25 protein-coding genes are annotated in these 25,726 nt (G+C 41.9%); 14 read left to right on the top strand and 11 right to left on the bottom strand.

The genetic code is table 11. From position 1 onward, the window contains the following. Window positions 1-98 precede the first annotated feature (98 nt). Window positions 99-995 (bottom strand): site-specific tyrosine recombinase XerD, encoded by an 897-nt coding sequence (xerD, locus tag OQ279_RS09065; protein WP_266069575.1) that lies wholly within the window; start codon window positions 993-995, stop codon window positions 99-101. A gap of 112 nt (window positions 996-1,107) precedes the next feature. On the opposite strand from xerD, the gene OQ279_RS09060 reads away from it, so the two are divergent. From OQ279_RS09060 to OQ279_RS09035, 6 genes are all read left to right on the top strand, one after another. Next, entirely contained in the window at window positions 1,108-1,695 is a 588-nt protein-coding gene (locus OQ279_RS09060) for a porin family protein (RefSeq protein WP_266069574.1), read from the top strand. Between the two features lie 173 nt (window positions 1,696-1,868). Next, on the top strand, window positions 1,869-2,330 hold the full coding sequence (locus OQ279_RS09055; RefSeq protein ID WP_266069573.1) for a hypothetical protein: 462 nt from the start codon (window positions 1,869-1,871) through the stop codon (window positions 2,328-2,330). A gap of 86 nt (window positions 2,331-2,416) precedes the next feature. After that, window positions 2,417-2,836, top strand: coding sequence for a type II 3-dehydroquinate dehydratase (aroQ, locus tag OQ279_RS09050; RefSeq protein ID WP_266069572.1), 420 nt, complete (start codon window positions 2,417-2,419; stop codon window positions 2,834-2,836). Further along, window positions 2,833-3,558, top strand: a complete 726-nt coding sequence (locus OQ279_RS09045; RefSeq protein WP_266069571.1) for a Dph6-related ATP pyrophosphatase — start codon at window positions 2,833-2,835, stop codon at window positions 3,556-3,558. Before aroQ ends, OQ279_RS09045 begins: the two co-directional genes overlap by 4 nt. A 178-nt stretch (window positions 3,559-3,736) precedes the next feature. Further along, the gene (locus OQ279_RS09040; protein ID WP_266069570.1) at window positions 3,737-4,855 is read left to right on the top strand and encodes a vWA domain-containing protein; all 1,119 of its coding nucleotides are present in this window, start codon (window positions 3,737-3,739) and stop codon (window positions 4,853-4,855) included. 47 nt (window positions 4,856-4,902) lie between these two features. Then, window positions 4,903-6,375, top strand: coding sequence for a magnesium chelatase (locus OQ279_RS09035; protein WP_266069569.1), 1,473 nt, complete (start codon window positions 4,903-4,905; stop codon window positions 6,373-6,375). Between the two features lie 371 nt (window positions 6,376-6,746). On the opposite strand, the gene lpdA is transcribed toward OQ279_RS09035, so the two are convergent. From lpdA to OQ279_RS09010, 5 genes are all read right to left on the bottom strand, one after another. Next, window positions 6,747-8,138, bottom strand: a complete 1,392-nt coding sequence (gene lpdA, locus OQ279_RS09030; protein ID WP_266069568.1) for a dihydrolipoyl dehydrogenase — start codon at window positions 8,136-8,138, stop codon at window positions 6,747-6,749. A 176-nt stretch (window positions 8,139-8,314) separates the two neighbouring features. After that, window positions 8,315-8,827 carry a hypothetical protein gene (locus OQ279_RS09025; RefSeq protein ID WP_266069567.1) on the bottom strand — a complete coding sequence of 171 codons (513 nt, stop codon included), beginning with the start codon at window positions 8,825-8,827 and terminating at the stop codon, window positions 8,315-8,317. A 5-nt stretch (window positions 8,828-8,832) separates the two neighbouring features. After that, a complete protein-coding gene (gene msrB / locus OQ279_RS09020) occupies window positions 8,833-9,240 on the bottom strand; it encodes a peptide-methionine (R)-S-oxide reductase MsrB (protein ID WP_266069566.1) in 408 nt (135 codons plus the stop codon). A gap of 74 nt (window positions 9,241-9,314) precedes the next feature. Then, window positions 9,315-9,797, bottom strand: coding sequence for a peptide-methionine (R)-S-oxide reductase MsrB (gene msrB, locus OQ279_RS09015; RefSeq protein ID WP_266069565.1), 483 nt, complete (start codon window positions 9,795-9,797; stop codon window positions 9,315-9,317). Between the two features lie 28 nt (window positions 9,798-9,825). Next, window positions 9,826-10,695 (bottom strand): alpha/beta hydrolase, encoded by an 870-nt coding sequence (locus tag OQ279_RS09010; protein WP_266069564.1) that lies wholly within the window; start codon window positions 10,693-10,695, stop codon window positions 9,826-9,828. A gap of 153 nt (window positions 10,696-10,848) precedes the next feature. On the opposite strand from OQ279_RS09010, the gene OQ279_RS09005 reads away from it, so the two are divergent. Together OQ279_RS09005 and OQ279_RS09000 are read left to right on the top strand one after the other, a co-directional pair. Then, window positions 10,849-11,670: a M48 family metallopeptidase gene (locus OQ279_RS09005; protein ID WP_266069563.1), complete on the top strand. Its 822-nt coding sequence runs from the start codon at window positions 10,849-10,851 to the stop codon at window positions 11,668-11,670. A 64-nt stretch (window positions 11,671-11,734) separates the two neighbouring features. After that, window positions 11,735-13,075, top strand: a complete 1,341-nt coding sequence (locus tag OQ279_RS09000; protein ID WP_266069562.1) for an MFS transporter — start codon at window positions 11,735-11,737, stop codon at window positions 13,073-13,075. A 62-nt stretch (window positions 13,076-13,137) separates the two neighbouring features. Here OQ279_RS09000 and OQ279_RS08995 read toward each other — a convergent pair whose 3' ends face one another. From OQ279_RS08995 to OQ279_RS08980, 4 genes are read right to left on the bottom strand one after another with little or no spacing between them, the layout of a single operon-like run. Beyond that, window positions 13,138-13,872, bottom strand: a complete 735-nt coding sequence (locus tag OQ279_RS08995; RefSeq protein ID WP_266069561.1) for a head GIN domain-containing protein — start codon at window positions 13,870-13,872, stop codon at window positions 13,138-13,140. A 37-nt stretch (window positions 13,873-13,909) separates the two neighbouring features. Beyond that, a complete protein-coding gene (locus tag OQ279_RS08990; protein WP_266069560.1) occupies window positions 13,910-15,007 on the bottom strand; it encodes a hypothetical protein in 1,098 nt (365 codons plus the stop codon). Beyond that, complete coding sequence (locus OQ279_RS08985; protein WP_266069559.1) at window positions 14,988-15,551, bottom strand: DUF4179 domain-containing protein; 564 nt, start codon at window positions 15,549-15,551, stop codon at window positions 14,988-14,990. Before OQ279_RS08985 ends, OQ279_RS08990 begins: the two co-directional genes overlap by 20 nt. Beyond that, on the bottom strand, window positions 15,541-16,101 hold the full coding sequence (locus tag OQ279_RS08980; RefSeq protein ID WP_266069558.1) for an RNA polymerase sigma factor: 561 nt from the start codon (window positions 16,099-16,101) through the stop codon (window positions 15,541-15,543). Before OQ279_RS08980 ends, OQ279_RS08985 begins: the two co-directional genes overlap by 11 nt. A gap of 218 nt (window positions 16,102-16,319) precedes the next feature. On the opposite strand from OQ279_RS08980, the gene lon reads away from it, so the two are divergent. From lon to OQ279_RS08955, 5 genes are all read left to right on the top strand, one after another. Next, window positions 16,320-18,770 (top strand): endopeptidase La, encoded by a 2,451-nt coding sequence (lon, locus tag OQ279_RS08975; RefSeq protein ID WP_266069557.1) that lies wholly within the window; start codon window positions 16,320-16,322, stop codon window positions 18,768-18,770. Window positions 18,771-18,929: 159 nt separating this feature from the next. Then, window positions 18,930-19,622, top strand: a complete 693-nt coding sequence (gene cmk, locus OQ279_RS08970) for a (d)CMP kinase (RefSeq protein WP_266069556.1) — start codon at window positions 18,930-18,932, stop codon at window positions 19,620-19,622. Between the two features lie 485 nt (window positions 19,623-20,107). Beyond that, window positions 20,108-21,967 carry a 30S ribosomal protein S1 gene (gene rpsA / locus OQ279_RS08965; RefSeq protein WP_266069555.1) on the top strand — a complete coding sequence of 620 codons (1,860 nt, stop codon included), beginning with the start codon at window positions 20,108-20,110 and terminating at the stop codon, window positions 21,965-21,967. A 177-nt stretch (window positions 21,968-22,144) separates the two neighbouring features. After that, a complete protein-coding gene (locus OQ279_RS08960) occupies window positions 22,145-22,882 on the top strand; it encodes a hypothetical protein (RefSeq protein WP_266069554.1) in 738 nt (245 codons plus the stop codon). Window positions 22,883-23,079: 197 nt separating this feature from the next. Next, on the top strand, window positions 23,080-24,075 hold the full coding sequence (locus tag OQ279_RS08955; RefSeq protein ID WP_266069553.1) for an NADP-dependent oxidoreductase: 996 nt from the start codon (window positions 23,080-23,082) through the stop codon (window positions 24,073-24,075). A 109-nt stretch (window positions 24,076-24,184) separates the two neighbouring features. On the opposite strand, the gene OQ279_RS08950 is transcribed toward OQ279_RS08955, so the two are convergent. Continuing rightward, window positions 24,185-24,736 (bottom strand): macro domain-containing protein, encoded by a 552-nt coding sequence (locus tag OQ279_RS08950; RefSeq protein ID WP_266069552.1) that lies wholly within the window; start codon window positions 24,734-24,736, stop codon window positions 24,185-24,187. A 108-nt stretch (window positions 24,737-24,844) separates the two neighbouring features. On the opposite strand from OQ279_RS08950, the gene OQ279_RS08945 reads away from it, so the two are divergent. Then, window positions 24,845-25,585, top strand: a complete 741-nt coding sequence (locus OQ279_RS08945) for an SDR family NAD(P)-dependent oxidoreductase (RefSeq protein ID WP_266069551.1) — start codon at window positions 24,845-24,847, stop codon at window positions 25,583-25,585. The last annotated feature ends 141 nt before the right edge of the window (window positions 25,586-25,726 follow it).

Genomic DNA, 25,726 nt, shown 5'->3' with positions numbered 1-25,726 from the left:
TGAGTTGTTTTAAACTCCGCAAAACGCTCAACCCTATTCAGGACTTCACAAACCTTAAACCTTAAACCCTGAACCTTGAACCTTGAACCTTGAACCCATTATCGTCTTGGGTGAAATTCTTCCATCACCTTGCGCAGGTGGGAACGGTCAAGGTGAACGTAGATTTCGGTAGTGGTGATGCTCTCGTGCCCCAGCATTTGCTGAATGGCCCGTAAATCGGCTCCGTTTTCAAGTAAGTGTGTTGCAAAGGAATGCCTGAAGGTGTGCGGACTAATATTTTTATGTAGTCCGGTTATGGTGGCCAGTCTCTTTATTATGGTGAAGATCATGGCGCGGGTGAGCTGTTTACCACGGCGATTAAGAAATAAAGTGTCTTCGTGGCCTTTTTGAATATCCTGATGCGCTCTTATATGGTGCATGTAAAGCTCAATGTATTTGCAGGTAGTTTCGGCTATGGGTACAAATCGCGATTTACTTCCTTTTCCTGTTACCTTAATAAAGCCTTCCTCAAAAAATAGATCGCTAAGGCGTAGATTGGTTAATTCAGAAACCCGGAGCCCGCAGCCGTACAGGGTTTCCAGGATGGCGCGGTTCCTTTCTCCTTCAGGTTTATTAAGGTCTATGGCCGCGATAAGAGTATCGATTTCTTCCGTAGAAAGCGTGTGGGGTAGTTTACGTCCTGTTTTTGGAGATTCAATTAACTCGAGAGGGTTGGTTTGTCGGTAATCTTCAAAGACCAGATAGCTAAAGAATCCGCGGAGGCCCGAAATTATCCTGGCTTGTGAACGGGCGTTCATAGTTTTGGCAAGCGTGTAAATGAACTGTTGCACTTCTTCTTCAGAAATAGACAGGGGCGAGACTTTATTGTTATTTAGTTGTAGCCAGTTTGAAAGTTTCTCCACATCCAGACTGTAATTCTCGATGGTATTTGCAGCCAGGCCTCGCTCAATTTTGAGGTAATGGCGATAGTCTTTCAAGGCATTTTTCCAGTTCACAGGCTAAAAATAGGGGCTAAAAGTACGGATTTACGAGTACTTTAATATAAAGTGAGTTTTTCTTAACACTATGCCTCCTACATTTGTCCCTGAACTTTTAAAAATGAAATTTATGAAAAAGTCAATTTTGTTTATCGCAGCGATGGTATTTAGTACAACATTTGTAACTGCACAGGAATTCGTTTACTTTGGAGCAAAAGGAGGGGTGAACTTCTCGACCTTTTCAGGAGACGGATGGTCAGATTTTGAGGATGAAAGTGCAAGAACCGCATATCACTTAGGTTTAGTTGCTGAAATCCCTTTATCAGATCGTTTCTCAATCCAGCCCGAGGTACTTTATTCTGCTCAGGGATACGACATCGTAGAAATTGAAGATGGAAACGACCTGGAACATAAATTGGATTATGTAACTGTTCCCGTTATGGCTAAGTTCTATTTAGTAAAAGGGCTAAGTCTTGAAGCCGGTCCACAGTTCGGTTTTCTTGCAGATCATGAAATAGGAACTGGAGAAAACGATGTTGATGTATCTGATGATAACATTAATAAGTTCGATCTTAGTCTTGGACTGGGAGCCTCTTACAAATTCAACAACTTTTTCCTTTATGGACGTTACAATGCGGGTATGACCGACATTTATGACATTGAAGGAGTTGAAGCCAAGAACTCTGTAGTACAGGCTGGGATTGGATTCTTGTTCTAAGAAAAACTGAAAATTAATAAAGAGGTTGTCTTTAATCAAGGCAGCCTTTTTTTTGTGCCTATTGAAACTACCTGTGAATGTGAGGTTTTCCTTTCAAAGGAATTTTACTTAGTCGATAAGAGTAATATGTAAATTACTAATTTAGTGATAGATAACCTTTAAAACTTTGAGTTATGAAGAAATTTTTATGTTCTCTTATTTTTATTGCAGTAGGTTTTACATCAACCTATGCTCAGCGCGATATTAGGTTAGGAGTGAATGCAGGAATTCCGGTAGGGGATATTTCAGATGCATCAGACTTTAATGTGGGCGCAGACATTGCTTATCTCATGGGGTTTGAGAATTTCCAGTTAGGGCCTATGGTAGGGTACAATCACTTTTTTGTAGATGAGTTTGATGATGTTTCTTTTCTGCCTCTTGCTGCAACAGCAAGGTTTAGCCTCGCCAATCTTGAATTGGGAGCCGATCTTGGTTATGCCCTAGGTATTAGTGATGGGACAGACGGTGGTTTTTACTATAAACCCAAGATTGGGTTCAACCTCCTCGGGGTGGGCCTTATTGCATCTTACACCGGGATAAGTATAGATGGCGGCACGGCAGCTTCCGTTAACCTTGGGGTAGAATTCCGGCTCTAAAAAAGATTGAATTAAAAAATGACATTTTTGAGCCTGTTAAAAGCGGAAGCTGTGGTTTCCGTTTTTTTATTTTCTATTTTTACTTTATGAAAATATTGATCATTAACGGGCCCAACCTCAATTTACTCGGCAGCCGTGAACCAGGAACCTACGGAAGCCAAACTTTTGAAGATTACTTTCAAAACCTGGAAAAGAAATTTCCGCAAGTAGAATTAGCCTCTTATCAATCTAATATTGAAGGGGAAATCATAGACCGGCTTCATGCGGCCGATAAGGAATTTGATGGTATTGTGCTTAACGCTGCAGCCTACACGCATACTTCAGTCGGGATTGGAGACGCTGTAAAAGCGATTTCAAAGCCGGTGGTAGAAGTGCATATTTCCAATACTTCGGCCAGGGAAGAATTTCGGCATAGATCTTTCATTGCGCCCAATGCCAAAGGCGTGATCCTGGGGTTTGGATTGCAGAGTTATGAACTGGCTGTCTTGAGTTTTACTGAAGCATGAAAAAAGCGTTCATAAACTGGAGTTCGGGGAAAGATGCGGCCTTTGCTCTTTATCTCACTCAACAGCAGAAAGAATATTCCGTAGAAAAGTTGCTTACCACAGTTAATTCTGAAGTTGACAGGATTTCTATGCATGGCCTTCGGAGTGATTTATTGCTGAAACAGGCTCAAAGTATTGGTATTCCCCTGGAAGTTCTTCCGCTTGCGGGAAATGTTTCTATGACAACCTATAATAAAGTCATGGAAGAGGAAATGCTGAAGCTGAAGAATTCCGGATTCAATTACAGTATTTTTGGTGATATCTTCCTGGAAGATTTAAAGCTTTACCGGGAACAGCAGCTTCAAAAAGTGGAAATTGAAGGGGTTTTTCCGCTGTGGAAAAAAGATACTTCAGCCCTCATGAAGGAAATACTCGCCGCCGGATTTAAAGCTATAACTGTGAGCGTAAATGCAAAGTTTTTGGATAGGTCTTTCTGCGGAAGGCTTGTAGATGAAAGTTTCCTTGCCGATTTACCTTCAGGCGTAGATCCTGCCGGGGAGAATGGGGAATTTCATATTTTCGTTTTTGACGGACCTATATTTTCCCACCCAGTAACCTTCCAAAAAGGACAAATTGTAGAGAAATTTTTTGCTTCCGCAGGAGATGAAGAAGATGATTGCTTTAAAAAAGAGAAGGAAGCCTGGGACACCAAATTTTATTATTGCGACCTGATTTCGATTTGAAAATTTGCCAATTTGAAAATTTGAAGATTTGAAAGTTAGGAATTAGAACTTGGTGCTTGGTACTTAATATTTGGTGCTTGGAATTTTAGATTTTCTCACTACTAATATCTCATATCTAATTAACACAAATTTATCCTCCACTTTTGTGAGATGTTCATGCTAACAATTAAATTAGGGCATGGAAAGGAATATTGTGAAAAAAGGTTTTGTTTTTAAACGCTTTGAGGCCGAGAATATCCCTCCTTTTGACAAGCTTTTTGAGATTTTTAAAGAGCTTATCACTCATACTTCCGGAGATTTTGATGAGGCTATAGAATGGCTAAGACAGCTGGATGTTGAATATAAACTCACCGATGAAAACTACACTATAGATGATTTTATAGAAGACCTTAAGAAAAAAGGCTACATCCGTGAGGAAATTGAGGGGAGTGGAGGAATGGCTATTACGGCCAAGACCGAAAGAGCCATTAGGCAGCAGGCGCTCAATCAAATCTTCGGAAAACTGCGCAAAAGTCGGTCAGGGAACCACAGCACCAAGCAGTTGGGGCTGGGCGATGAGCACACGGGAGAATTCAGAAATTATAATTTTGGAGATTCGCTCGATAAAATCTCCATGACAGAATCTTTGCGAAATGCCCAGATACAGCATGGCGCCGATGATTTCCGGATGACCGAAGACGATCTTGTAGTCGAAGAAACCCATCATAAGAGCCAAATGAGTACCGTGCTTATGATAGACATAAGCCACAGTATGATACTTTATGGCGAAGACAGGATCACCCCGGCGAAGAAAGTCGCCATGGCCCTGGCCGAGCTCATTACTACCAGGTATCCAAAAGATACCCTCGATATACTCGTTTTTGGGAATGACGCCTGGCGCATTTCTATAGGAGACCTGCCTTACCTACAGGTGGGGCCATATCATACCAATACTGTAGCCGGGCTTGAACTGGCTATGGATTTGCTTAGGCGCAAGCGTAACACCAACAAACAGATCTTTATGATCACCGATGGGAAACCCAGCTGTTTGAGAGAGCGGGATGGAGGGTATTATCAAAACAGTGTGGGGCTAGATCCATATATTGTCGAGAAATGCTACAATGCCGCGAGCCAGGCACGTAAACTGCATATTCCTATTACCACTTTTATGATAGCGCAAGATCCTTATCTGGAGCGCTTTGTAAGGGAATTTACACAGGCTAACCAGGGGAAGGCATTCTTCACCGGACTTAAAGGTCTTGGAGAAATGATCTTTGAAGATTACGAGACCAACCGCAAGAAAAGAATTAAAGGTTAAAATATTAAAGGCCCAAAAATGGCCTTTTTCAAACAAATTTTCAGGACATGGATATACAAAAGCTCAGCACCTTTGGAGCATTAAAGGACTATGGCTATAAAAGCAAAAGCATAAAAGAGGAACTCAGGCAAAATCTGCTGAAGAGAATTAAGAACAATGAACCGGCTTTTGAAGGGATTCACGGGTATGAAAATACGGTAATTCCCGAAGTAGAGCGGGCAATCCTCTCAAAGCACAATATTAACTTTCTTGGGTTGAGGGGGCAGGCTAAAACCCGCCTCGCCAGAATGATGGTAAATCTTCTGGATGAGTATATCCCTATAGTTGAAGGTTCCGAAATCAATGATGATCCTTTTCGTCCTATTTCGCGCTACGCCCGTGAACTTTTGGAAGAGCAGGGAGACGAGACACCAATTTCCTGGATTCACAGGAATGACAGGTTTTTCGAAAAACTTGCCACGCCCGATGTGACCGTAGCCGATATTATTGGGGATGTAGACCCAATCAAAGCTGCCAACCTGAAACTGAATTATGCCGATGACCGCGTAATTCACTACGGAATGATTCCGCGTGCCAACCGCAGTATTTTTGTGATCAATGAGCTGCCCGATCTACAGGCGAGAATACAGGTGGCTCTATTTAATATCTTACAGGAAGGAGATATTCAAATTCGTGGATTTAAGCTGCGGTTGCCTTTAGACATGCAATTTGTATTCACTGCAAACCCTGAAGATTATACCAATCGCGGAAGTATTGTTACGCCTCTTAAAGACAGGATTGGCTCCCAAATTCTCACTCACTACCCAGTAGACGTGAAAACTGCCAAAAAGATCACGCATCAGGAAGCCAGGCTGGAGCCGGGGCAGCTGGAAATGGTTCAGGTTCCCGAACTTGCCAAAGACCTCCTGGAGCAAATAAGTTTTGAGGCGCGAGACCATGAATATGTTGATTCCCGCAGCGGGATAAGTGCGCGGCTGAGTATTACCGCATTTGAAAACCTTATAAGTACAGCCGAGCGCAGGGGTGTCAAAAATGGCGAAAATAAGACCCTTCTCCGGCTGGGGGATTTTCTTGGGGTTATTCCTTCGATTACCGGAAAGATTGAACTGGTTTATGAAGGAGAGCAGGAAGGAAGTGCTATGGTAGCCCAGGAACTTATAGGAGAAGCCGTAAAATCACTTTTCCCAACCATGTTTCCGAAGATCGAAAAGCTGCAGAAGCCCGATGCCGAAGATCCTTATTCCGAAATTGTGGAATGGTTCTTCTCCGAAAGTGGCTTTGAATTGCTTGATGAAACTTCGGATGCCGACTATAAAAAAGCGCTTGACTCCATTCCGGCACTGGAAGATTTGGTGAATAAATATCAGCCCAACGTACCTGAAGAAGACAAATATTTTCTGAAGGAGTTTGTGCTTTGGGGGCTGGTAGAATACAAAAAGCTGAATAAATTCCGGTTTTCGCAGGGAATGCAATTCAAGGATATGTACGGAAGCTATATAGAAGGACTTAGAAATGAATAAGGGATAAGGAGTAATGATTTATTATTTTAGATTGAATATTTGGTATTGAAATTCCAAGCACCAAATTCCAAACATTGAGTTCCATACTTTCTCTGAATTGCCGTCAGTTCGAGTTTTTTTATTTGCCCTGAAAGGGGCGAAGAAAAAAGTATCGAGAACAGAGGCAATGCCTGATGCCAAATTCCAAAATCTAATCATCAGGTTTTAAGCACCAAAAACCCACCCCGCCTACGGGCACCCTTCCGAAGGAGGGGACAAGCTGAAAATAAAAAAAACCTCCGGAAGTTTTTCCGGAGGTTTTTTTATTCTGTGGAACTAAATAACCCGCTCCACATTATAAATTATACATTATTCAATATACAATATACCTTCTAAAGGTGTATCACTTCCCCGTAAGCATCGGCTACGGCTTCCATCACTGCTTCACTCATGGTTGGGTGAGGGTGAATGGCTTTTAGTACCTCGTGCCCTGTAGTTTCCAGTTTTCGGCCAAGAACAGCTTCAGCGATCATATCGGTAACACCGGCACCAATCATGTGGCAGCCTAACCATTCGCCGTATTTGGCGTCAAAGATCACTTTTACAAATCCGTCAGGAGTTCCTGCAGCTTTTGCTTTTCCGGAAGCAGAGAATGGGAATTTCCCAACCTTCAGCTCATAACCGGCCTCTTTAGCTTGCTTTTCGGTCATACCTACTGAAGCTATTTCAGGGGTGGCATAAGTACATCCGGGAATATTTCCGTAGTCAATAGGCTCAACATGCATTCCCTTGATCTTCTCAACACAGGTAATCCCTTCCGCAGAAGCTACGTGAGCTAGTGCAGGGCCTGCAACTACATCTCCAATAGCATAGATTCCCTTCACGTTGGTCTCGTAGAAATCGTTAACAAGGATCTTATCCCTGTCAGTTTTGATACCTAATTCTTCAAGCCCGATGTTTTCAAGGTTAGATTTGATACCCACGGCTGAAAGTACAACTTCGGCCTCAAGGGTTTCCATACCTTTTTTAGTTTTAACCTGTGCTTTTACAAGGTCTCCCGAGGTATCAACACTCTCTACAGAAGAGCTGGTCATTACTTTTATTCCGGCTTTTTTGAAGCTGCGCTCAAATTGTTTTGAGATTTCCTCATCTTCAAGCGGCACCAGGTTAGGAAGAAACTCAACAATAGTAACCTCTGTACCCATAGTCTTGTAGAAGTGGGCGAACTCAACTCCAATGGCGCCCGATCCTACCACGATCATAGATTTTGGCTGCTTCTCAAGGCTCATTGCCTGGCGGTAACCAATCACTTTTTTGCCATCTTGCGGAAGGTTTGGCAGTTCTCTTGAACGTGCTCCTGTAGCGATGATAATATGATCTGCAGAATATTCTGTTTTCTTATCGTTTTTATCGGTAACCTCGATCTTTTTGCCAGATTTCAGTTTTCCGAAACCGTCAATAACCTCGATTTTATTTTTCTTCATCAGGAACTGCACTCCTTTGCTCATTCCATCGGCCACATTTCGGCTGCGTTTGATAACGGCACCAAAATCTTTTTCGGCTTTTTCTACTTTTAATCCGTAGTCCCCTGCATGGTTGAGGTATTCAAAGACCTGGGCACTTTTAAGAAGGGCTTTGGTAGGAATACACCCCCAGTTAAGACAAACGCCTCCAAGATTTTCTTTTTCTATAACCGCCGTCTTGAATCCTAATTGTGATGCACGAATGGCAGTCACGTAGCCTCCAGGACCACTTCCTAAAACTATAACGTCATATTTACTCATTATTCGGAATTTTATGTAACTGAATTTAAGACAGCGAATTTACGGAAATTAACCTTAAACCGAAAGTATATGGTTTCGGGAAATCCTTTCAAAAATGCCCTTTTTGACACCCGGGCAAAAAAATATCCTCTTCCCCTGAAGGGAAAAGGATATTTTATCTATAAACCGATTATTTCTTATTGGATATCGAGGGCCTGCATCACAGCATCATGGTCGGAAATGTCAATGCTCATTTCATCTATAAATTCAGATGGCACAACTACAAATTTGAAGTATTGGTTTTGAAGGTAATCTTCACTTAAAGTTTCTAGATCAAAATTTCCGGTGATCAATACCTCCACGTCTTCGTCTGTGTGGTTAAAGGAGTACTGGATAATTCTTCCGTCTTCAAGAAAATAAGATTTTGGTAATAAATTCCATGTCTCCACGTTGTCTATAACTTCAAGTCTGTAAGCTAAAATAGCATCAGACTCATAAATCTCGACATCGGCGGGAATTTGGAAGAAGTGGTTGTATAAATTGAAGTCACTGTCAAAAGTAAAATTTCTGGCAGTCAGGTCTCCAAAAGTCTGTCCCAGGATATTGACTCCCGGTTGTCCTGGAGGGCCTTGTGGGCCAACTTCTCCGTCGTCGGAGCAGGAGGTAAGGCTAAAACTGACTAGTGCAAAAAGAAAGAATATTTTTTTCATTTTTATTAGGATTTAGGTTTAGATTCAAATTCTATACTGGCCGAATTCACGCAGTAGCGCTGGCCGGTGTCGGTGGGGCCATCGTCAAAAACATGCCCAAGGTGACTGCCGCAGTTAGCACAAAGAATTTCAGTTCTAATCATGCCAAAGCTCCTGTCTTGTACGTATTCTATCGCGCCATCTAAAGCTTCGTCAAAACTGGGCCAGCCACAGTTGCTCTCAAATTTTTGGCCGCTTTCAAAGAGTTTGGCGTCACAGGCAGCACAGCAATAAGCTCCTTCCTGAAAGTGCATGTTATATTTTCCTGAATGAGGCGCTTCTGTGCCTTTTTCGCGCAGTACCCGGTATTGTTCTTCTGAAAGTTGCTTTCGCCATTCAGCTTCTGAGCGTTCTATGGGATATTTCTTAATCATATAATTTTGTTTTGTCTAAATATAAAAATTAGGGGGTGTTGGCATTCTTAAACAATTGGTAAACTTTATTCCTGCTATTTTTTCTTCGGAATAAAATCCATGGCAACCCCGTTAATACAATGTCTTTTTCCGGTTGTATTTCGAGGTCCGTCATTAAAGACATGGCCCAGGTGTCCGCCGCAATTCGCGCAAAGTACCTCTAGAGCGCTGAAGCCTCCTGTCCTGTCGGGCCTGTAGTCTACATTCTTTTCATCTACAGGGCGGTCAAAACTTGGCCATCCGGTTCCGCTTTCAAATTTGTGGCGGGTTTTATACAATTCGTTACCACAGGCAGCACAAACAAATGTTCCGGGTTCTTCAATACGGTTGAGTTTACTGGAAAAGGCCCTTTCGGTTCCTTTTTTCCGAAGTACCTGAAATTCTGCTGTAGTTAATTCCGATTTCCACTGAGCTTCAGTTTTGGAAACAGGATAGGTTTTTTGGTTTTTGGCCTCTTGCGCATTTGAGTTACAGCCAAGGCTAAAAACTAAAATTATAATAGAGATTGTAAGCTTCATAGTTTATTTACTACTGAAGATACAAGAACTATACCGAAAGAAAATCAACAATTTTCTTAATTACATCATAATTACCTAATATGCGGCGGTGGCCCAGTCCTTTGGTGGTCATAAGCTCACTATTTTCTAGCTTTTCATGAATATCATAAGCCGAATTGATGTGCACATCCACATCATCTTCATCATGAATAACAAGGGTGGGAATTTTGACTCCTTCCGCAGAAACTGCACCCGAGAGTTTATTCATATCTTCATCAAACTTCCTGTCAAAATAGCTTTTCATTTTGTCTGCTACTTTGTTATTCATCTTCATGTTACGGGCGAACTCGCGGGTGATGTGCGTAATGCTGTTCGCGGTACCTATAATGACCAGTTTTTTAACGGGCAGGCCATTTGAAACTGCCTTTAGAGACGCCATACCACCCAGGGAATGCCCTATGGCTGCTTCAAAAGGTCTGTATTTTTTTTCCAGGACTTCAATAGCTTCTATGAAGTGAGGCATCATGCTCATTTTTCCCGATGCTTTTCCATGAGCCGGGGCATCAAAACTCACCACAGCAAAACCTGCTTTTATAAGGGCTTCGGCCATTACAGCGAGTTGGGTGCCGCGGCCGCTCCAGCCGTGAGAAAGCAGTATTTTTCGGGAAGATTCGCCGTATTGGTAAACTACAATCTCCCGTTGAAAATGAGGAAGGACTAACTTTTCCTGCTTACTTTTTCTGTCCATTTTCTTTTCCCGTTCCGGAAGTTTGTACCTGAAAGGGGTTAGAAAAAGCCGAGCCGCAAACCTACTGGCCAAAAAAGGGGAAAGGGTGGTAAGTATTTTTCCTGTGGCCAAAATATAGGAGGGAACCAGGAGCCTCTGCACAGGAGTTTGATCTTTTTTTTGTTGTGTCATAAAAGGGAGAAAGTGTGCAAGGTACGAATATGAATCTTTACGGGGCAAGCTGTACAGCGCCTTTTCAAGATTGGCAGGTATTTTGTTAAACCTAATTTAAAGCTTCAAGTGGAGCCGGTTCGATTTATTAACTTTAACAAAAATAAAACTATCATGAAATTGAGACAAATAACTATAGTGGCTAGTTTTTTACTCCTGTTGGCAGGATGTAAAACAAACCCTTTTACCGGTGAAAGAAACCTGAATTTTGTTTCTAACTCGCAGATTTTTCCGGCTTCTTTTCAGCAGTATAATGAAGTCCTGGCGCAGAGTGAGGTGGTTAAAAATACTTCGGAAGCAAGAATGATCGAGAATGTAGGAAGAAAAATTGCTGTTGCTGCAGAAAGGTATCTAAACGCCAATGGCTACCAGGGATATCTTGATGGCTATGAATGGGAATATTCTTTGATAAAGGATGACCAGGTGAACGCCTGGGCTATGCCTGGTGGTAAGATTGCCTTTTATACTGGTATCATGCCTATTGCCCAAAATGAAACAGGGGTTGCTGCCATTATGGCTCACGAGGTAGCCCACGCCGTGGCAAATCACGGGGCACAACGTATGAGTGCCGCACAGCTACAACAGGTAGGTGGCGCAGTTGTAGGAGCTGCAGTTGGTGGTAAGAGTGAAAGTACCCAACAAATTATAGCACAGGCTTACGGCCTTGGTACCAACCTTGGCGGAATGTTGCCTTTTAGCCGAAGCCATGAAAGTGAAGCAGACAGGATTGGTTTAACGCTTATGGCTATTGCCGGTTACGATCCGGCTGAGGCTGCCAACCTTTGGAGAAGGATGGCGCAGCAAAGTGGAGGGCAATCACAGCCAGAGTTTCTAAGTACGCACCCTAATCCTCAAACCCGTATTAACAACATAGAACAATGGGCTCCCCAGGCTAAAGCCGAGGCCCAGAAGTACGGAGTAACTTCTTTTAAATAGAGGTCTTAAAAAAACAGTATTTTAGGAGCTGCCAAAATTGGCAGCTCTTTTAATTTGTTACTCCATGAAACAACTCCCCAAGGGAAGTAAAAAATTGCTCAATGCCTGGGCTTTTTACGACTGGGCAAATTCGGTTTACAGCCTTGTAATAGCTTCTACCATTTTTCCTATTTTCTATGCTGCTCTCACTATCGTGAAAAATGAAGAAGGCAGGGTGATACAGGATACCGTGCAGCTTTTTGGTTTTAACTTCAATAACGATTCCCTCATTAGTTACGTGACCGCCATGGCATTTATGCTGGTGGCGGTGATAAGTCCGTTCCTCTCGGGGATTGCAGACTATGTGGGGAATAAAAAGAACTTCCTGAAATTCTTCTGCTACCTTGGCGCCCTGTCTTGCATAGGGTTATTCTGGTTTAGTCTTGAAAACCTCATTTTTGGACTGGTCTGTTATTTTCTTGCATTGGTGGGATTCTGGGCCAGCCTTGTCTTTTATAATTCATACCTGCCCGATATTGCCTTTCCTAACCAACAGGATAAGGTAAGTGCAAAAGGATTTTCTTTGGGGTATATTGGGAGTGTTATCCTGCTCATCCTGTGTCTTATGCTGGTACTAAACTATGAGTGGTTTGGGTTTGAAAGTGAAGCCATGCCCACCCGTATTTCATTCGTGCTTACCGGCATCTGGTGGATTGGGTTTAGCCAGATCACTTATTACTATCTTCCAAAAGGCAACAAGAAAGAAAAACTCACGCGAGATGTACTTTTTAACGGGTACAAAGAAATTAGAATGATCTGGAGGTCTTTTGAAAATAATTTGCAGTTAAAGAAGTATCTGCGGGCCTTTTTCGTGTACAGTATGGCGGTACAAACCGTGATGTTGATCGCCACTTATTTTGGCATAGAAGAAGTGAACTGGACAGGGCAGGATGCAACAACAGGATTAATTGTAAGTATACTGTTAATACAGCTGGTGGCTGTGGCAGGAGCAACTATTACCTCCCGGATTTCTTCAAAAATGGGAAATATTGAGACCCTTATCCTGGTAAATGTAATGTGGATTGGCATTTGCGTTTATGCGTTTTTTGTGAAAACACCCATGCAGTTCTATATCGCTGCAGGGCTGGTTGGGCTGGTAATGGGCGGTATACAAACCCTTTCGCGATCCACCTACTCAAAAATGCTTCCCGAAGGTACGTTAGATACCACTAGTTACTTCAGTTTTTATGATGTTTCAGAAAAAATAGGCATTGTGATAGGGATGTCGCTTTATGGCTTGGTTACACAGGTATTTGGGAGCATTAGATATTCTATTCTTTTTCTTACAGCCTTCTTTTTGATTGGAGTATTTTTATTGCTGAAGGTGCCTCGTACGGGGAAACTTTCAAAAAAAGAAGCGGCTTAAAAACCCCTTTTTGACACCCTGCCGGGATGAGGTCTTTAAGCCGCAGTTACTTCTGAAGTTTTTTAGTTTTTGCTGATAGATCCAGAACCCATAGTCCTGAAATCCTCTTTTTTAGGATTTCCCCTGTATTCGATATCTCCCGAACCCGGAGTGCTGGCTTTTAAAGATTCTGATGCATAAACCTGAATATCTCCCGATCCTGTTACCATTGCAGAAACGTTTTTACACCTAAAATCGAAAGCACTTATATCTCCAGATCCTGTTACCTTGCAATCAAAATCTTCGGCCTTGCCAGAGAGGTCAATATCCCCAGATCCTGTAATACTTGCTGAAGCATTCCTGGTTTCAACCGGAAGTTTTACATTACCCGAACCGGTGATGTTGATAGAAAAATTGCTGGATTTCACCAGGTCACTGGAGCGTATGTCGCCAGACCCTGTTAAACTAACCTCTTCAATATCTGTAAAAGGAACGGTAATGGTAATGCCCTTATTTCGGGAAGGATTTAAAGAATAGCCTTTCTCAACTGAAATTTTGAGCCTTCCGCCACTAACTTCGGTTTCAATATGCTGTTGCAGGTTCTCTTCAGCCTCAATTTTTAAACTTCCTTCCCTGCCTTTTACCAGGATCACATCCATAGAGCCGGTAAGCGATACTGCATCATAACTTGATACTGTCCTGGTTTTTGAAACCATATTCCCGTTGCCATCTATTTTTTTGGTTCCCTGCCACCATTGTGCCTGTGTTGCGGTGATACAAAAGAGGGCTAAAAAAAGTGTTGATAATAATTTTTTCATGATTATTGTTTTTTGGGTGATTGATGTTCTTTAAATATTAATCGGTAAAGGAAACACTGCCATAGCTGGAATCTACATAGATTTTTCCTCCTGTATTTTCGGTGCGGTGGTATCCCTGGTAATAATTATCACTGCCGCTGTGGTTGCGTTTATTTACAGTGAAGTTACTGTTATTTACTCCATTAACACCTCCATAAGCCGTTTTTATCTCAAAGCTAAAAGAGGCTTCCCTGTCATATCCCAGCTTCACTCCCGTGTAATCGCTGTTGATATTGATGTCTTTAAAGCTGGGCATGATCTTTTGAATTACCAGTGAACCGTAATCCATATTGAGATTGAGGCTGCCGTACAAAAGTCCAAGTTTTATTCCCAGGTAATCGCCTTCTCCTTTCATGTTCTTTAATTTTTCCACTTTTAGGGAGCCGTAGTCGTTGTTGAAAGATAGATGTTCTACTTTCAGAATGTTGGAATCTGTATAATCGGCACTCAGGTCCAGGGTTCCGGCTTCATCTATGGTGAACTCAGAGTAATCGGCGTTGATCCTGGCACGTTTTACATAGCCAATGCTGCTGTTTCGGGTGTAGTCAAAATCCAACTCATTGTTGTTCCCGTGAAGTTCGCCTATCATGATCTTTCCGTAGTCACAGGAGATTTGAGCATCACCTTTCAGCTTGTCGAGGTTAATGCTTCCGTAGTCATTAGAGAGATCTACGCTGTTGGTCACCGGGGCTTTCACCCTGTAATTGATTTCTATGTTGACATTGCTGCTGCTACCGCCAAAAAGGCTTCCCCAAAAAGAATTGTTATTGTTTTTCTCAAGGATGGTTCTTGCTGTTACCTGCCCACTGGTTTGATTAAAAGCAACATCAATTTCCCTTAGGCGCTGTTCTACTTTTTCTTCGTCATTCCCGTTGGTGCGAACAATGACATCTATTTCTACCCGGTTCTGGTTCCAGGTTACGATGTCGATGTTGCCATAGCTGTTGGAGATCTTCAGCATATCATTGGCCGAGACTTTAAATTCTTTCTTTACGCGCTTTTGTTTGGTGTATTTTCCTCTAAGATCTCCTTCTGCACAGGCTACTGCCGGGATAAGGAAGAGAACGATCAAAGCCTTATATAGTTTTGTTTTCATGATTTGTGTTTTTTAGGGTATTTATATCATTTACTTTTTCAAGTACCATTTTTAACAGGTCAATTCTTTTTTGAAAATTTGTTATCATAGCGTAGATCACTCTTTGGTCGTGGCCGCTTTTTCCCAGGTCTTTTTTTAAGGTTTCATAATCTTTTTCAAGGATGTCCAGTTGAGTTAGGGCATCATTGATCACTGCTTCATTTTCTGGTGTTTTTTGCTCCTTTAATGCGGCTAGCTCAGTTCTTATAACCGAGGAATAGAATTCCTGGGTCTGCTTCATCTCTGGTGAAACATTTGCCAGTTCCTGTTCTCCTGTAAAGGGGTTGTTAAATATCCCCTGGAAGATGAGCACAGCCACAAGAAAACTTGCTGCTACTGCCATCACAGGTAGCCACAGGCTAATTAATCCGTTGTGCCTGGGTTTCTTTGTTTGAGAGCGTTGCCGTAGTTTTTCCCTGAAGCGATCTTCATGCCGTGGTGTAGGCTCGGCAATATCGAAATCCAGCCCCTCAAAAAGGTCCTTTAAATCGTTATCATTTTTCATAGCTCAGTAATTTGGTGCGTAGGCTTTCTTTAGCCCGTGAAATTGTTGTTCTGCAATTGGCGTAGGTAATGTTTAAGATTTCACATATCTCCTCGTAATCATAACCTTCAATTAAATGGAGGGTTAAGGCTACCCGGTAATTTTCTTTTAAAGATTCCATGGTCTTTAAGATCATCTTTACTTTTGGATTCTGCTCTTCTTCTTCGGAAGCTATCCCTGCCGATTCATCGGCTTCATGCCTGAATTGGTCGTGGTATTCCACTTCAGTATACCGGGTGTTTTTATTGTACACTCCTATGCTGTGGTTTACCACTATCCTTTTAAGCCATGCGCCAAATGTTGATGTCCCTTCAAAAGTGTCAAGTTTGTCAAAGGCTTTTAAGAAGCATTCCTGCATAATATCTTCAGCTTCCGCAGAGTCTTTTACAATACGCAGCGCCACGTTATACATCGCTTTGCTGTACTTGTTGTACACTTTCATTTGGGCACGCTCGTCTCCCCGGCGGCATTTCTCCAAAAGCTCATCAATATGTGTGGTGGTTAGTGTCAAAATCTAAAAGCTTTACTATAAAGATGAGGTAGAACAAAGTTTGTTACAGTTTTGCAGAATTTTCTTTTAATTGATTTTCTGAACGTTGGCATAACAATTGAAATAATGTGTCTAAAATGTGCTTTAAATGCCTGTTATACAGCATGAGTAAAGGTAGTAAAGTAACTAAATAGATTGTGATATAATAACTGCAGTGACAGTTTGACTTAAAAACAGATATGGGCAGAACAAAATTTAAAAATCTTGACAGTCTGTCATTACAGGGAATAGATGAAGATGCAGAATTGATTCCCCTAATGACGCCTGAAGATGAAGAAGAAATAAATAAGGAAGACCTTCCTGAAATATTACCTATCTTACCCTTGAGAAATACAGTGCTATTTCCCGGGGTGGTAATACCTATCACGGCAGGTCGCGATACTTCTATAAAACTTATTAATGAAGCCAACAACGATACTAAAGTTATTGGGGTGGTTTCTCAAAAAGATGAGAAAGTAGAAAATCCTACCGCACAGGACATCAATAAAATTGGGGTAGTTGCGAGGATTCTTAGGGTGCTTAAAATGCCCGATGGAAATACCACCGTGATCATCCAGGGTAAAAAACGGTTTGAAGTAGATGAAGTAATTGCCGATAAGCCATTTTTGAAGGCCAGGATCATTGAAGTGCCCGAGGCACGTCCTGCCGAAGAAAATGAGGAATTTAAAGCCATTATTGATTCTATCAAAGAACTGGCTTTACAAATTATAAAGAACAGCCCAAATATACCTTCGGAAGCTTCTTTCGCCATACAGAATATTGAGAGTCCTTCGTTCCTGATCAATTTTGTTTCTTCAAACATGAATCTTTCAGTAGAGGAGAAACAGAAGCTACTTGAAACGAATGATCTTAAAGAACGGGCACTTTCCACGCTTAAGTTCATGAATGTGGAGTATCACAAGCTGGAACTTCGCAATGACATTCAAAGCAAGGTGCAAAGTGACATGAGCCAGCAGCAGCGGGAATATTTTCTTCACCAGCAAATGAAAACCATCCAGGAAGAACTGGGTGGTGTTTCTCATGAAGGGGAAGTGGAAGAAATGCGCGCCAGGGCAAAAAAGAAGAAATGGCCTGAAAATGTAAAAGAACACTTCACTAAAGAATTGTCTAAAATGCAGCGGATGAATCCGCAGGTGGCCGAGTATTCCATTCAGAGGAATTATCTGGACCTGTTCCTGGACCTGCCGTGGAACGACTTCAGTAAAGATAAATTTGACCTTAAGCGAGCCCAGCGTATTCTTGACCGTGATCACTATGGCCTTGAAGATGTGAAGCAAAGGATTATAGAATACCTTGCGGTTCTTAAGTTGAGAAATGACATGAAATCACCTATTTTATGTCTCTACGGGCCCCCGGGAGTTGGTAAGACCAGTCTGGGCCGTTCTGTTGCCGAAGCTTTGGGTAGGGAATATGTGCGGGTTTCCCTTGGCGGACTTAGAGATGAAGCCGAAATAAGGGGACATAGAAAAACTTACATCGGTGCTATGCCTGGAAGGATCATTCAGTCTCTCAAAAAGGCAGGGACCAGCAACCCTGTTTTTGTTCTTGACGAAATTGATAAACTGAGTATAGGCCATAGCGGAGATCCTTCTTCAGCTTTACTGGAGGTGTTGGATCCCGAACAAAACAGTGAATTTCACGACAATTTCCTGGAGATGCCCTTTGACCTTTCCAAAGTGATGTTCATAGCTACGGCAAATAATTTGGGTAACATTCAGCCGGCCCTGCGTGACAGGATGGAGATCATCAACGTGACCGGGTACACCATTGAAGAGAAAGTTGAGATTGCGAAACAGCATTTACTTCCGAAGCAATTAAAAGAACACGGCCTTACCAAAGACAACCTGAAGATTGGCAAAAAACAACTGGAGAAGATAGTTGAAGGTTACACCCGGGAATCTGGTGTGCGTAGCCTTGAAAAGCAGATTGCCAAAATGGTGCGATATGCCGCCAAGAACATGGCGATGGAAGAGCAGTATAACGTTAAGATCAAAGATTCGGATATTCTTGATGTTTTGGGCAGCCCCAAACTCGAGCGCAACAAATATGAAGATAACGAGACTGCCGGGGTGGTTACAGGCCTGGCCTGGACGCAGGTAGGAGGAGATATCCTGTTTATTGAATCTATTCTTTCTAAAGGAAAAGGCTCCCTCAATATTACCGGGAACCTGGGGAAAGTGATGAAAGAATCGGCTACTATTGCTTTGGAATATATTAAAGGAAATGCTGAAGCCCTTGGGATAGACCCCGAGGTAATGGAGAAATATAATGTGCACATTCACGTGCCCGAAGGTGCTACTCCAAAAGATGGCCCCAGTGCAGGAATTACCATGCTTACTTCCCTTGTGTCGTTATTCACCCAGCGAAAAGTGAAGAAAAGCATCGCCATGACAGGAGAGATCACCTTGCGGGGTAAAGTGCTTCCGGTGGGCGGGATCAAAGAAAAGATCCTCGCTGCAAAAAGGGCCCACATTAAAGAGATCATACTTTGTGTAGAAAACCGAAGGGATATAGAAGATATTAAAGAAGAATATCTTAATGGCCTAACTTTTCATTATGTGAAGGAAATGTCTGAGGTTATTGACCTGGCTATCCTCGATGAGAAGGTTAAAAATCCTAAACAGTTATAGAAAGTAATTGAAAACGGGCCCCGCTAACAGCGGGGCTTTTTTTGTTTAAGAACGATTTCCTTTTAAACCTGTAAGAAATACCTATTTTTGCAGAGGTGCCAAAAATGGCATTTTTGAGAGTCTCTATTTCTGGCTCTTTAAGCCGAAGAACAAACATTTATGAACAGAAAGATCACCATTGCAATAGACGGGTTTTCATCAACAGGTAAAAGTACCGTGGCAAAGCAGCTAGCCAAAGAGTTAGGCTATGTGTACGTAGATACTGGCGCAATGTACAGGGCAGTTACCCTTTATGCGCTGCGGAAAAAATTTATTTCTGAAAATAATTTCGATGTTGCCGGACTCATAGCCGATCTTTCCCTTATAAAACTGAAGTTTATCTTTAATCCTGAAGTGGGTTTTGGTGAAATGTATTTAAATGGTGAGAATGTGGAAAAAGAGATCCGACAAATGCAGGTTTCACAATATGTGAGTAAGATTGCAGCGGTGCCACAGGTACGTGAAATGCTGGTTGCACAACAACAGGAAATGGGCAGGGAAAAAGGCATTGTAATGGACGGGCGTGATATTGGGACAGTGGTTTTTCCAAATGCCGAGCTTAAAATTTTCATGACAGCCAGCGCCCGGGAGCGTGCCCAGAGAAGGTTCAAGGAACTTTCTGAAAGGGGAGAAGAAGTGACCTACCAGCAGGTGCTTGAAAATGTTGAAGAAAGAGACCTTTTAGACACCACAAGAAAAGATTCCCCTCTTGTAAAAGCAGAAGACGCAAAAGAAATAGACAATTCCCACCTCACGCTTGAAGGACAATTTGAGAAGATCCTCGAGTTGTACGATGAGGCAATTAACAATTAGCAAGCACCAAATTCCAATCTTTCAATTTGAGAATTTGAAAATTTGTGGATTTGAAAATTTAAAATAACCTCTCGACGAGCCTGTCCTGAGCGATAGCCGAAGGACTCAAGGTGACAATGCTTTTTGGATTTAGAGCGTGGTGACAATGTCTTTCGATTCTGCCCGTGGTGACAAAGCCTCTCGACTGCGCTGGAGGAAACTATGCAGCATCTGCGAAAATCAGCGTAGTCTTCGGGAAATTCTAAGGTTGAAAGGAATGTCTCAAAAAATTTTTCGTGTATTCGTGGCAAAAAACTGCTAACAAACCTCCTTTGATAATTGTTAATTGATTATTGCAAATTGTTATAAATAGTTGTATTTTTGCACTCCTTTTAGCAATAGGTCGGGAGACTAAAAGGGTTGAAAATCAATATTATAAACACTTCTGTGTTCTTTTATTGCAAATATCTTCCGGAAGAATACAGGATACAAATTAATTATCAGCAATGGCTGAAGAAACAAAAAATCAAGAAGTTCAGGGTTCTGAAAACGCTGAAATTCAACCGGTAGCAGGTATGGAGACTAAGTCTCAACCTGATGCAGAGGTACAGCAACAAGATCCTGAGCAATTCTTAAAGGAATTCAACTGGCACAACTACGAAGAAGGAATTGATCCTATCGACGATCAAAAGCTGGAAGAATTTGAAAAGCTTGTAGCAGAAAATTTCGTTGACACTTTACATGATGAAGTAGTTACCGGAAAAGTGATCAACATCACAGATCGTGATGCGATCATTGACATCAATGCAAAAAGTGAAGGTGTAATTTCTCTTAATGAGTTCCGTTACAACCCAGATCTTAAAGTTGGAGATGAAGTAGAGGTATTGATCGATGTTCGTGAAGATGCTACAGGACAGTTGATCCTTTCTCACCGTAAGGCTCGTGTTATTATGGCATGGGATCGTGTGAACAAAGCACACGACGAAAGTCTTATCGTGAACGGTTACGTGAAATGTCGCACAAAAGGTGGTATGATCGTAGACGTATTTGGTATTGAAGCTTTCCTTCCTGGTTCACAAATCGATGTGAAACCAATCAGGGATTACGATGCATACGTAGGTAAAACAATGGAATTCAAAGTTGTGAAGATTAACCACGAATTCAAAAACGTTGTTGTATCTCACAAAGCACTTATCGAAGCCGATATCGAAGAGCAGAAAAAAGAGATCATTGGGCAGCTTGAAAAAGGTCAGGTACTTGAAGGTACTGTTAAGAACATCACTTCTTACGGTGTATTCGTTGACCTTGGAGGTGTTGACGGACTTGTTCACATCACCGATCTTAGCTGGTCACGTATCAACCATCCAAATGAGATCGTTGAACTTGATCAAAAACTGAACGTTGTTATCCTTGACTTTGATGAGGCTAAAACAAGAATCCAGTTAGGTCTTAAACAACTTAGCAAACACCCATGGGAAGCTCTTGACGAGAACCTTAAAGTAGGTGACAAAGTAAAAGGTAAAGTAGTTGTGATCGCAGATTACGGTGCATTTATCGAAGTTGCTGAAGGTGTTGAAGGTCTTATCCACGTTTCTGAAATGTCATGGAGTACTCACCTGCGCTCAGCTCAGGACTTCGTGAACGTTGGAGATGAGGTTGAAGCTCAAATCCTTACTTTAGATCGTGAAGACAGAAAAATGTCTCTTGGTATCAAGCAATTGACTCCAGATCCATGGACTGACATCACTTCTAAGTACCCTGTAGGTTCAAGACACACAGGTATTGTTCGTAACTTCACTAACTTCGGAGTGTTCGTAGAACTTGAAGAAGGAATTGACGGACTTATCTATATTTCTGACCTTTCATGGACCAAGAAGATCAAGCATCCAAGTGAATTCACTAACGTAGGTGATAAACTTGAGGTAGTTGTTCTTGAATTAGATGTAGAAGGACGTAAGTTAAGCCTTGGTCACAAGCAAACTGAGTCTAACCCATGGGATAAATACGAATCTGAATTCGCTGTAGGAACTACTCACACAGCTGCAATTACAGAGATCGTTGACAAAGGTGCGACTATAGATTTTAATGAAGATATCACTGCATTCGTTCCGCAACGTCACCTTGAAAAAGAAGACGGAAGCAAACTGAAGCAGGGAGAATCTGCAGAATTCCAAATCATTGAATTCAATAAAGAATTCAAGAGAGTGGTAGCATCTCACACTGCTATCCACAAGGAAGAAGAGCAGCAAATTGTAAAGCAGGCCCAAAAGAAAGCCGCTGCACAACAAGCTCAAAGCAACACTACTATTGGTGATGTTAACGCAGAACTTCAGGCGTTGAAAGATAAAATGGAAGGAAAGAACTAATTTCCTGAAATTTTTAAATATTTAAAACCTCTCCGGGAAACCGGAGAGGTTTTTTTATGGATAAAACCGGTTCATTTTACAATTAAGTTGCTTTAAATCAGTAAAATACCTATAAGGGGGTATTGCCTTGAGTGGAACTTTCGGGTAACTTTCTCTTTCATTTTAAAAACAGATGTTATGAAATTTCCATTATTAAAAGGTATTTATCTTCTTATGTTCTTAAGCGTATTTTTGGGGTGCGATTCAGAAGATGAAGACCGCGAGCCGCAATTACCCGAAGTAGTTACAGTAAGTGATGAATTTGAAACTGTTATCACCTATACTTCTGTCCAAATTTCAGGAACCGTTATGGAAACTGACAGTGAAATTCAGTCTTATGGTGTTGTTTGGGGTACCAATCCCAATCCCACTCTTGAAGATAATGTTGCATTACCCGAAGGGCAAAGTGCTACCACCTCCATATCGAAAAGTACTCAAAAACAATCTGAAAGCTCTTTTGTGGTGAAGATTGAAGACCTCAATCCCGGGATCAATTATTACTTCAGAACCTTTGCTACAAATGAGGCGGGTACGGCTTATGGAGAAGAGCTGAGTGTTGAAACAGATAGCCTGGAAGGATCTAAATGGGAAATTACTTACCATCATGATGAAGATACTTCCTGGATTGGCCATGTAGTTTTTCATGAAGATGGTACGGCTTTTTATACCGAGCCCGCAGCACCCGAGGTATACGATCTATGGGGAGAGTGGAGTATGGAAGGCAAAGTTTTAACCTATGATATGATCCCTGATGATGAAGGCGAGAGCTACATTCTTACAGGTGAGCTCCATGAGAATGAAATGAGCGGAACATACACTTTTCTTACTTCCAACGGAATGACACACCGGCCGTGGACTGCCACGCTCATAGAATAATTATAGATTATCAGGCGTCTATCTTGCAATTAATACCTGGTAACTGCCATGGGAATGTACTGCGGAATGAAGATTTTAGAACAATTTTTGGATTTGGTTTAAAACGATAAATAGAACTTCTTAAAATTTGGAATTACCCGAAACTCAGCTTGTGAAAATGCTGGAGAAGCCTTATCTTCAATAAAAACCAACCAATCATGTCCAAAACCATTATATTCAGGAATCGTCCTGCAGGGAAGCCTTCCGCATCAGATTTTGAAACTGTTGAAGAGAACGACCCAAAGCCGGGAGAAGGAGAGATTCTGCTCAAAGCACTATATATTTCGGTAGATCCATATCTGCGTGGAAGAATGAGAAATGAAGAATCTTATATTCCTCCTTTTCAGCTCAATGAGCCGCTGGAATCTATGGTGGTGGCCGAGGTTGTGGAAAGCAAGAACCAAAATTTTCAAAAAGGAGAGTATGTTTCAGGAATGCTAAAATGGAAGGAGCTGCAGGTATCTGCCGGTACCGGCTTGAACAGAGTAGATACCGAACTCGCACCTTTACCAGCCTTTCTTGGCGTGCTGGGATTAACGGGGCTAACTGCTTACCTGGCGCTTGATAAAATTGGTAGACTTAAACCTGGAGAGACCCTTGTAGTTTCGGGTGCAGCCGGCGCTGTGGGAAACATAGCCGGGCAAATCGGAAAGATTAAAGGCTGCATGGTAGTGGGAATTGCCGGTAGTGATGAAAAAGTAAAACATCTGGAAGAAAAATTTGGCCTTGACAAAGCACTAAACTACAATAAAGAGGAAGACATGGCCGATGCCATTAGAAGGATTTGTACCGATGGGGTAGATGTTTACTTTGACAATGTAGGAGGTGAAATTCTGGATGCCGTGTTGCAAACCATCAATAAAGACGCCCGAATCATTAATTGTGGTGCGATATCTCTTTATAATGAAACTGATGTACCAACAGGACCACGTCCCGAAAATATTCTCATCAAAAAAACAGCTTTGATGCAGGGCTTTTTAATTCGTGATCACGCAAAAGACTTCGGAAGAGCGCTGCGGCAGTTAAGCAGCTGGTTAAAGGATGGAAGCCTCGATTATGATGAAACCACCGTAGAAGGCTTTGATAAACTCCCTGAAGCGTTTATAGGTCTGTTTGAAGGGCGTAACATGGGTAAAATGGTCGTGAAGGTTTAACTCTCAAAGTTCAAGGTTTAAGGAAGTAAAAATCATATCCGGTAATGAAAAAATTTACCGGCAATTAACCCGCAACCTAGAAACCCGCAACTTATAAGGCGTGAAAGGTTCAGCCTAAATATTCTTTCCCCTGCAAAATTTGCTCAAGCACTCTTTTGTGTATGTTTAGATCTTTTTCACTGTACAGTACAAAAATGATATTTTTGAGATGTTTCAGAGAAGAAATGCTTTCTATGAATTTTGTGAAAGCCACTTTTGCAGCATCTTCTACAGGGTATCCAAAAATGCCGGTTGAGATAGCCGGAAAAGCAATAGAAGAAATTTGCTTCTCTTCAGCTAGCTTCAGAGCATTTGAATAACAGTTAGCCAATAACCTATCTTCCGGCTTGTCCTGCCCGTAAACCGGCCCCAGGCAATGAATAACGTACTGGTTTGGGAGATTATACGCTTTTGTTATTACAGCTTCTCCGGGTTTTATAGGTGCCATTGACCGGGCTTCACTAGTAAGCTCTGGGCCTGCGGCTGTGTGGATAGCTCCCGCGACTCCGCCGCCGGTTTCCAGCTGCGCATTGGCTGCATTGACCACTGCCTCACAATCTCCCTGATTCGCAATATCACCCTGCCGCAGCTCTATTGTTACTCCCGATATAGATTTTTTCATACTTCTCTAAAATAGCAAATTTTTATCCCTCTTCAAACGCTTCCTGATTTTAATCATGCTTTTCAATTGCTGTATTTTTTAATTTACAATAAATTAAATCAGAGTGTTATGAAAGATAAAGTTGTAATTATTACAGGCGCGGCCTCGGGAATAGGAGAGGCCACAGCTCTTCTTTTTGGCCGCGAAGGTGCTAAAGTTGTAGTTTCTGATATTAATTCTGAAGTAGGAGAGGAAGTAGTGAAACGCATTAAGAAATCGGGTGGTACAGCCAGTTTCTTTAAAGCAGATGTAGCCTCAGCTGCCGAAAATAAGGCCCTGGTAGATTTTGCTGTAAAAAATTACGGGAAGCTTGATATTGCTGTGAATAATGCAGGTATTGGGGGCGAGGCAAACAAGATTGGAGATATGAGCCTGGAGGGTTGGCACAGGGTGATAGATATTAACCTGCACAGCATTTTCTACGGAATGAAGTACCAAATCGCAGCTATGCTAAAAAATGGCCAGGGGAGCATCATCAATATCTCTTCTATTTTAGGTAGTGTGGGCTTTGAAGGTTCTGCCGGGTATGTTGCTGCAAAACATGCTGCTGTGGGTTTAACTCGTAATGCGGCAATAGAATATTCTTCTCAGAATATTAGGATCAATGCTGTGGGACCGGCATTTATTGACACTCCTTTGTTAGACCAGCTTGATGAGGATATAAAAAAACATTTGATTTCTTTACACCCCATAGGACGTTTGGGCAGGAGCAATGAAGTAGCCGAGTTGATCCTTTGGCTCGGCAGCGACAAAGCTTCATTTGCCACCGGAGCATATTATCCTATAGACGGCGGCTACCTGGCAAGATAAGATTGAAGTACGAAGGTAGAAGTACGAAGGTTAAATAAAATTTGGAAGTACGAAGTGTTTAAAAAATAAAAGAGGCTGTCTGAAAAGGCAGTCTTTTTTTGTATAAAAAGGTGGAGCTGCTTATTTTTAAAGTATGAGCAG

This window comes from Salinimicrobium profundisediminis, from assembly GCF_026241755.1.
Taxonomy (GTDB): Bacteria; Bacteroidota; Bacteroidia; order Flavobacteriales; family Flavobacteriaceae; genus Salinimicrobium; species Salinimicrobium profundisediminis.
The sequence above is the reverse complement of the archived record's forward strand: the minus strand, read 5'-3'. Positions and strand labels throughout refer to the sequence as shown.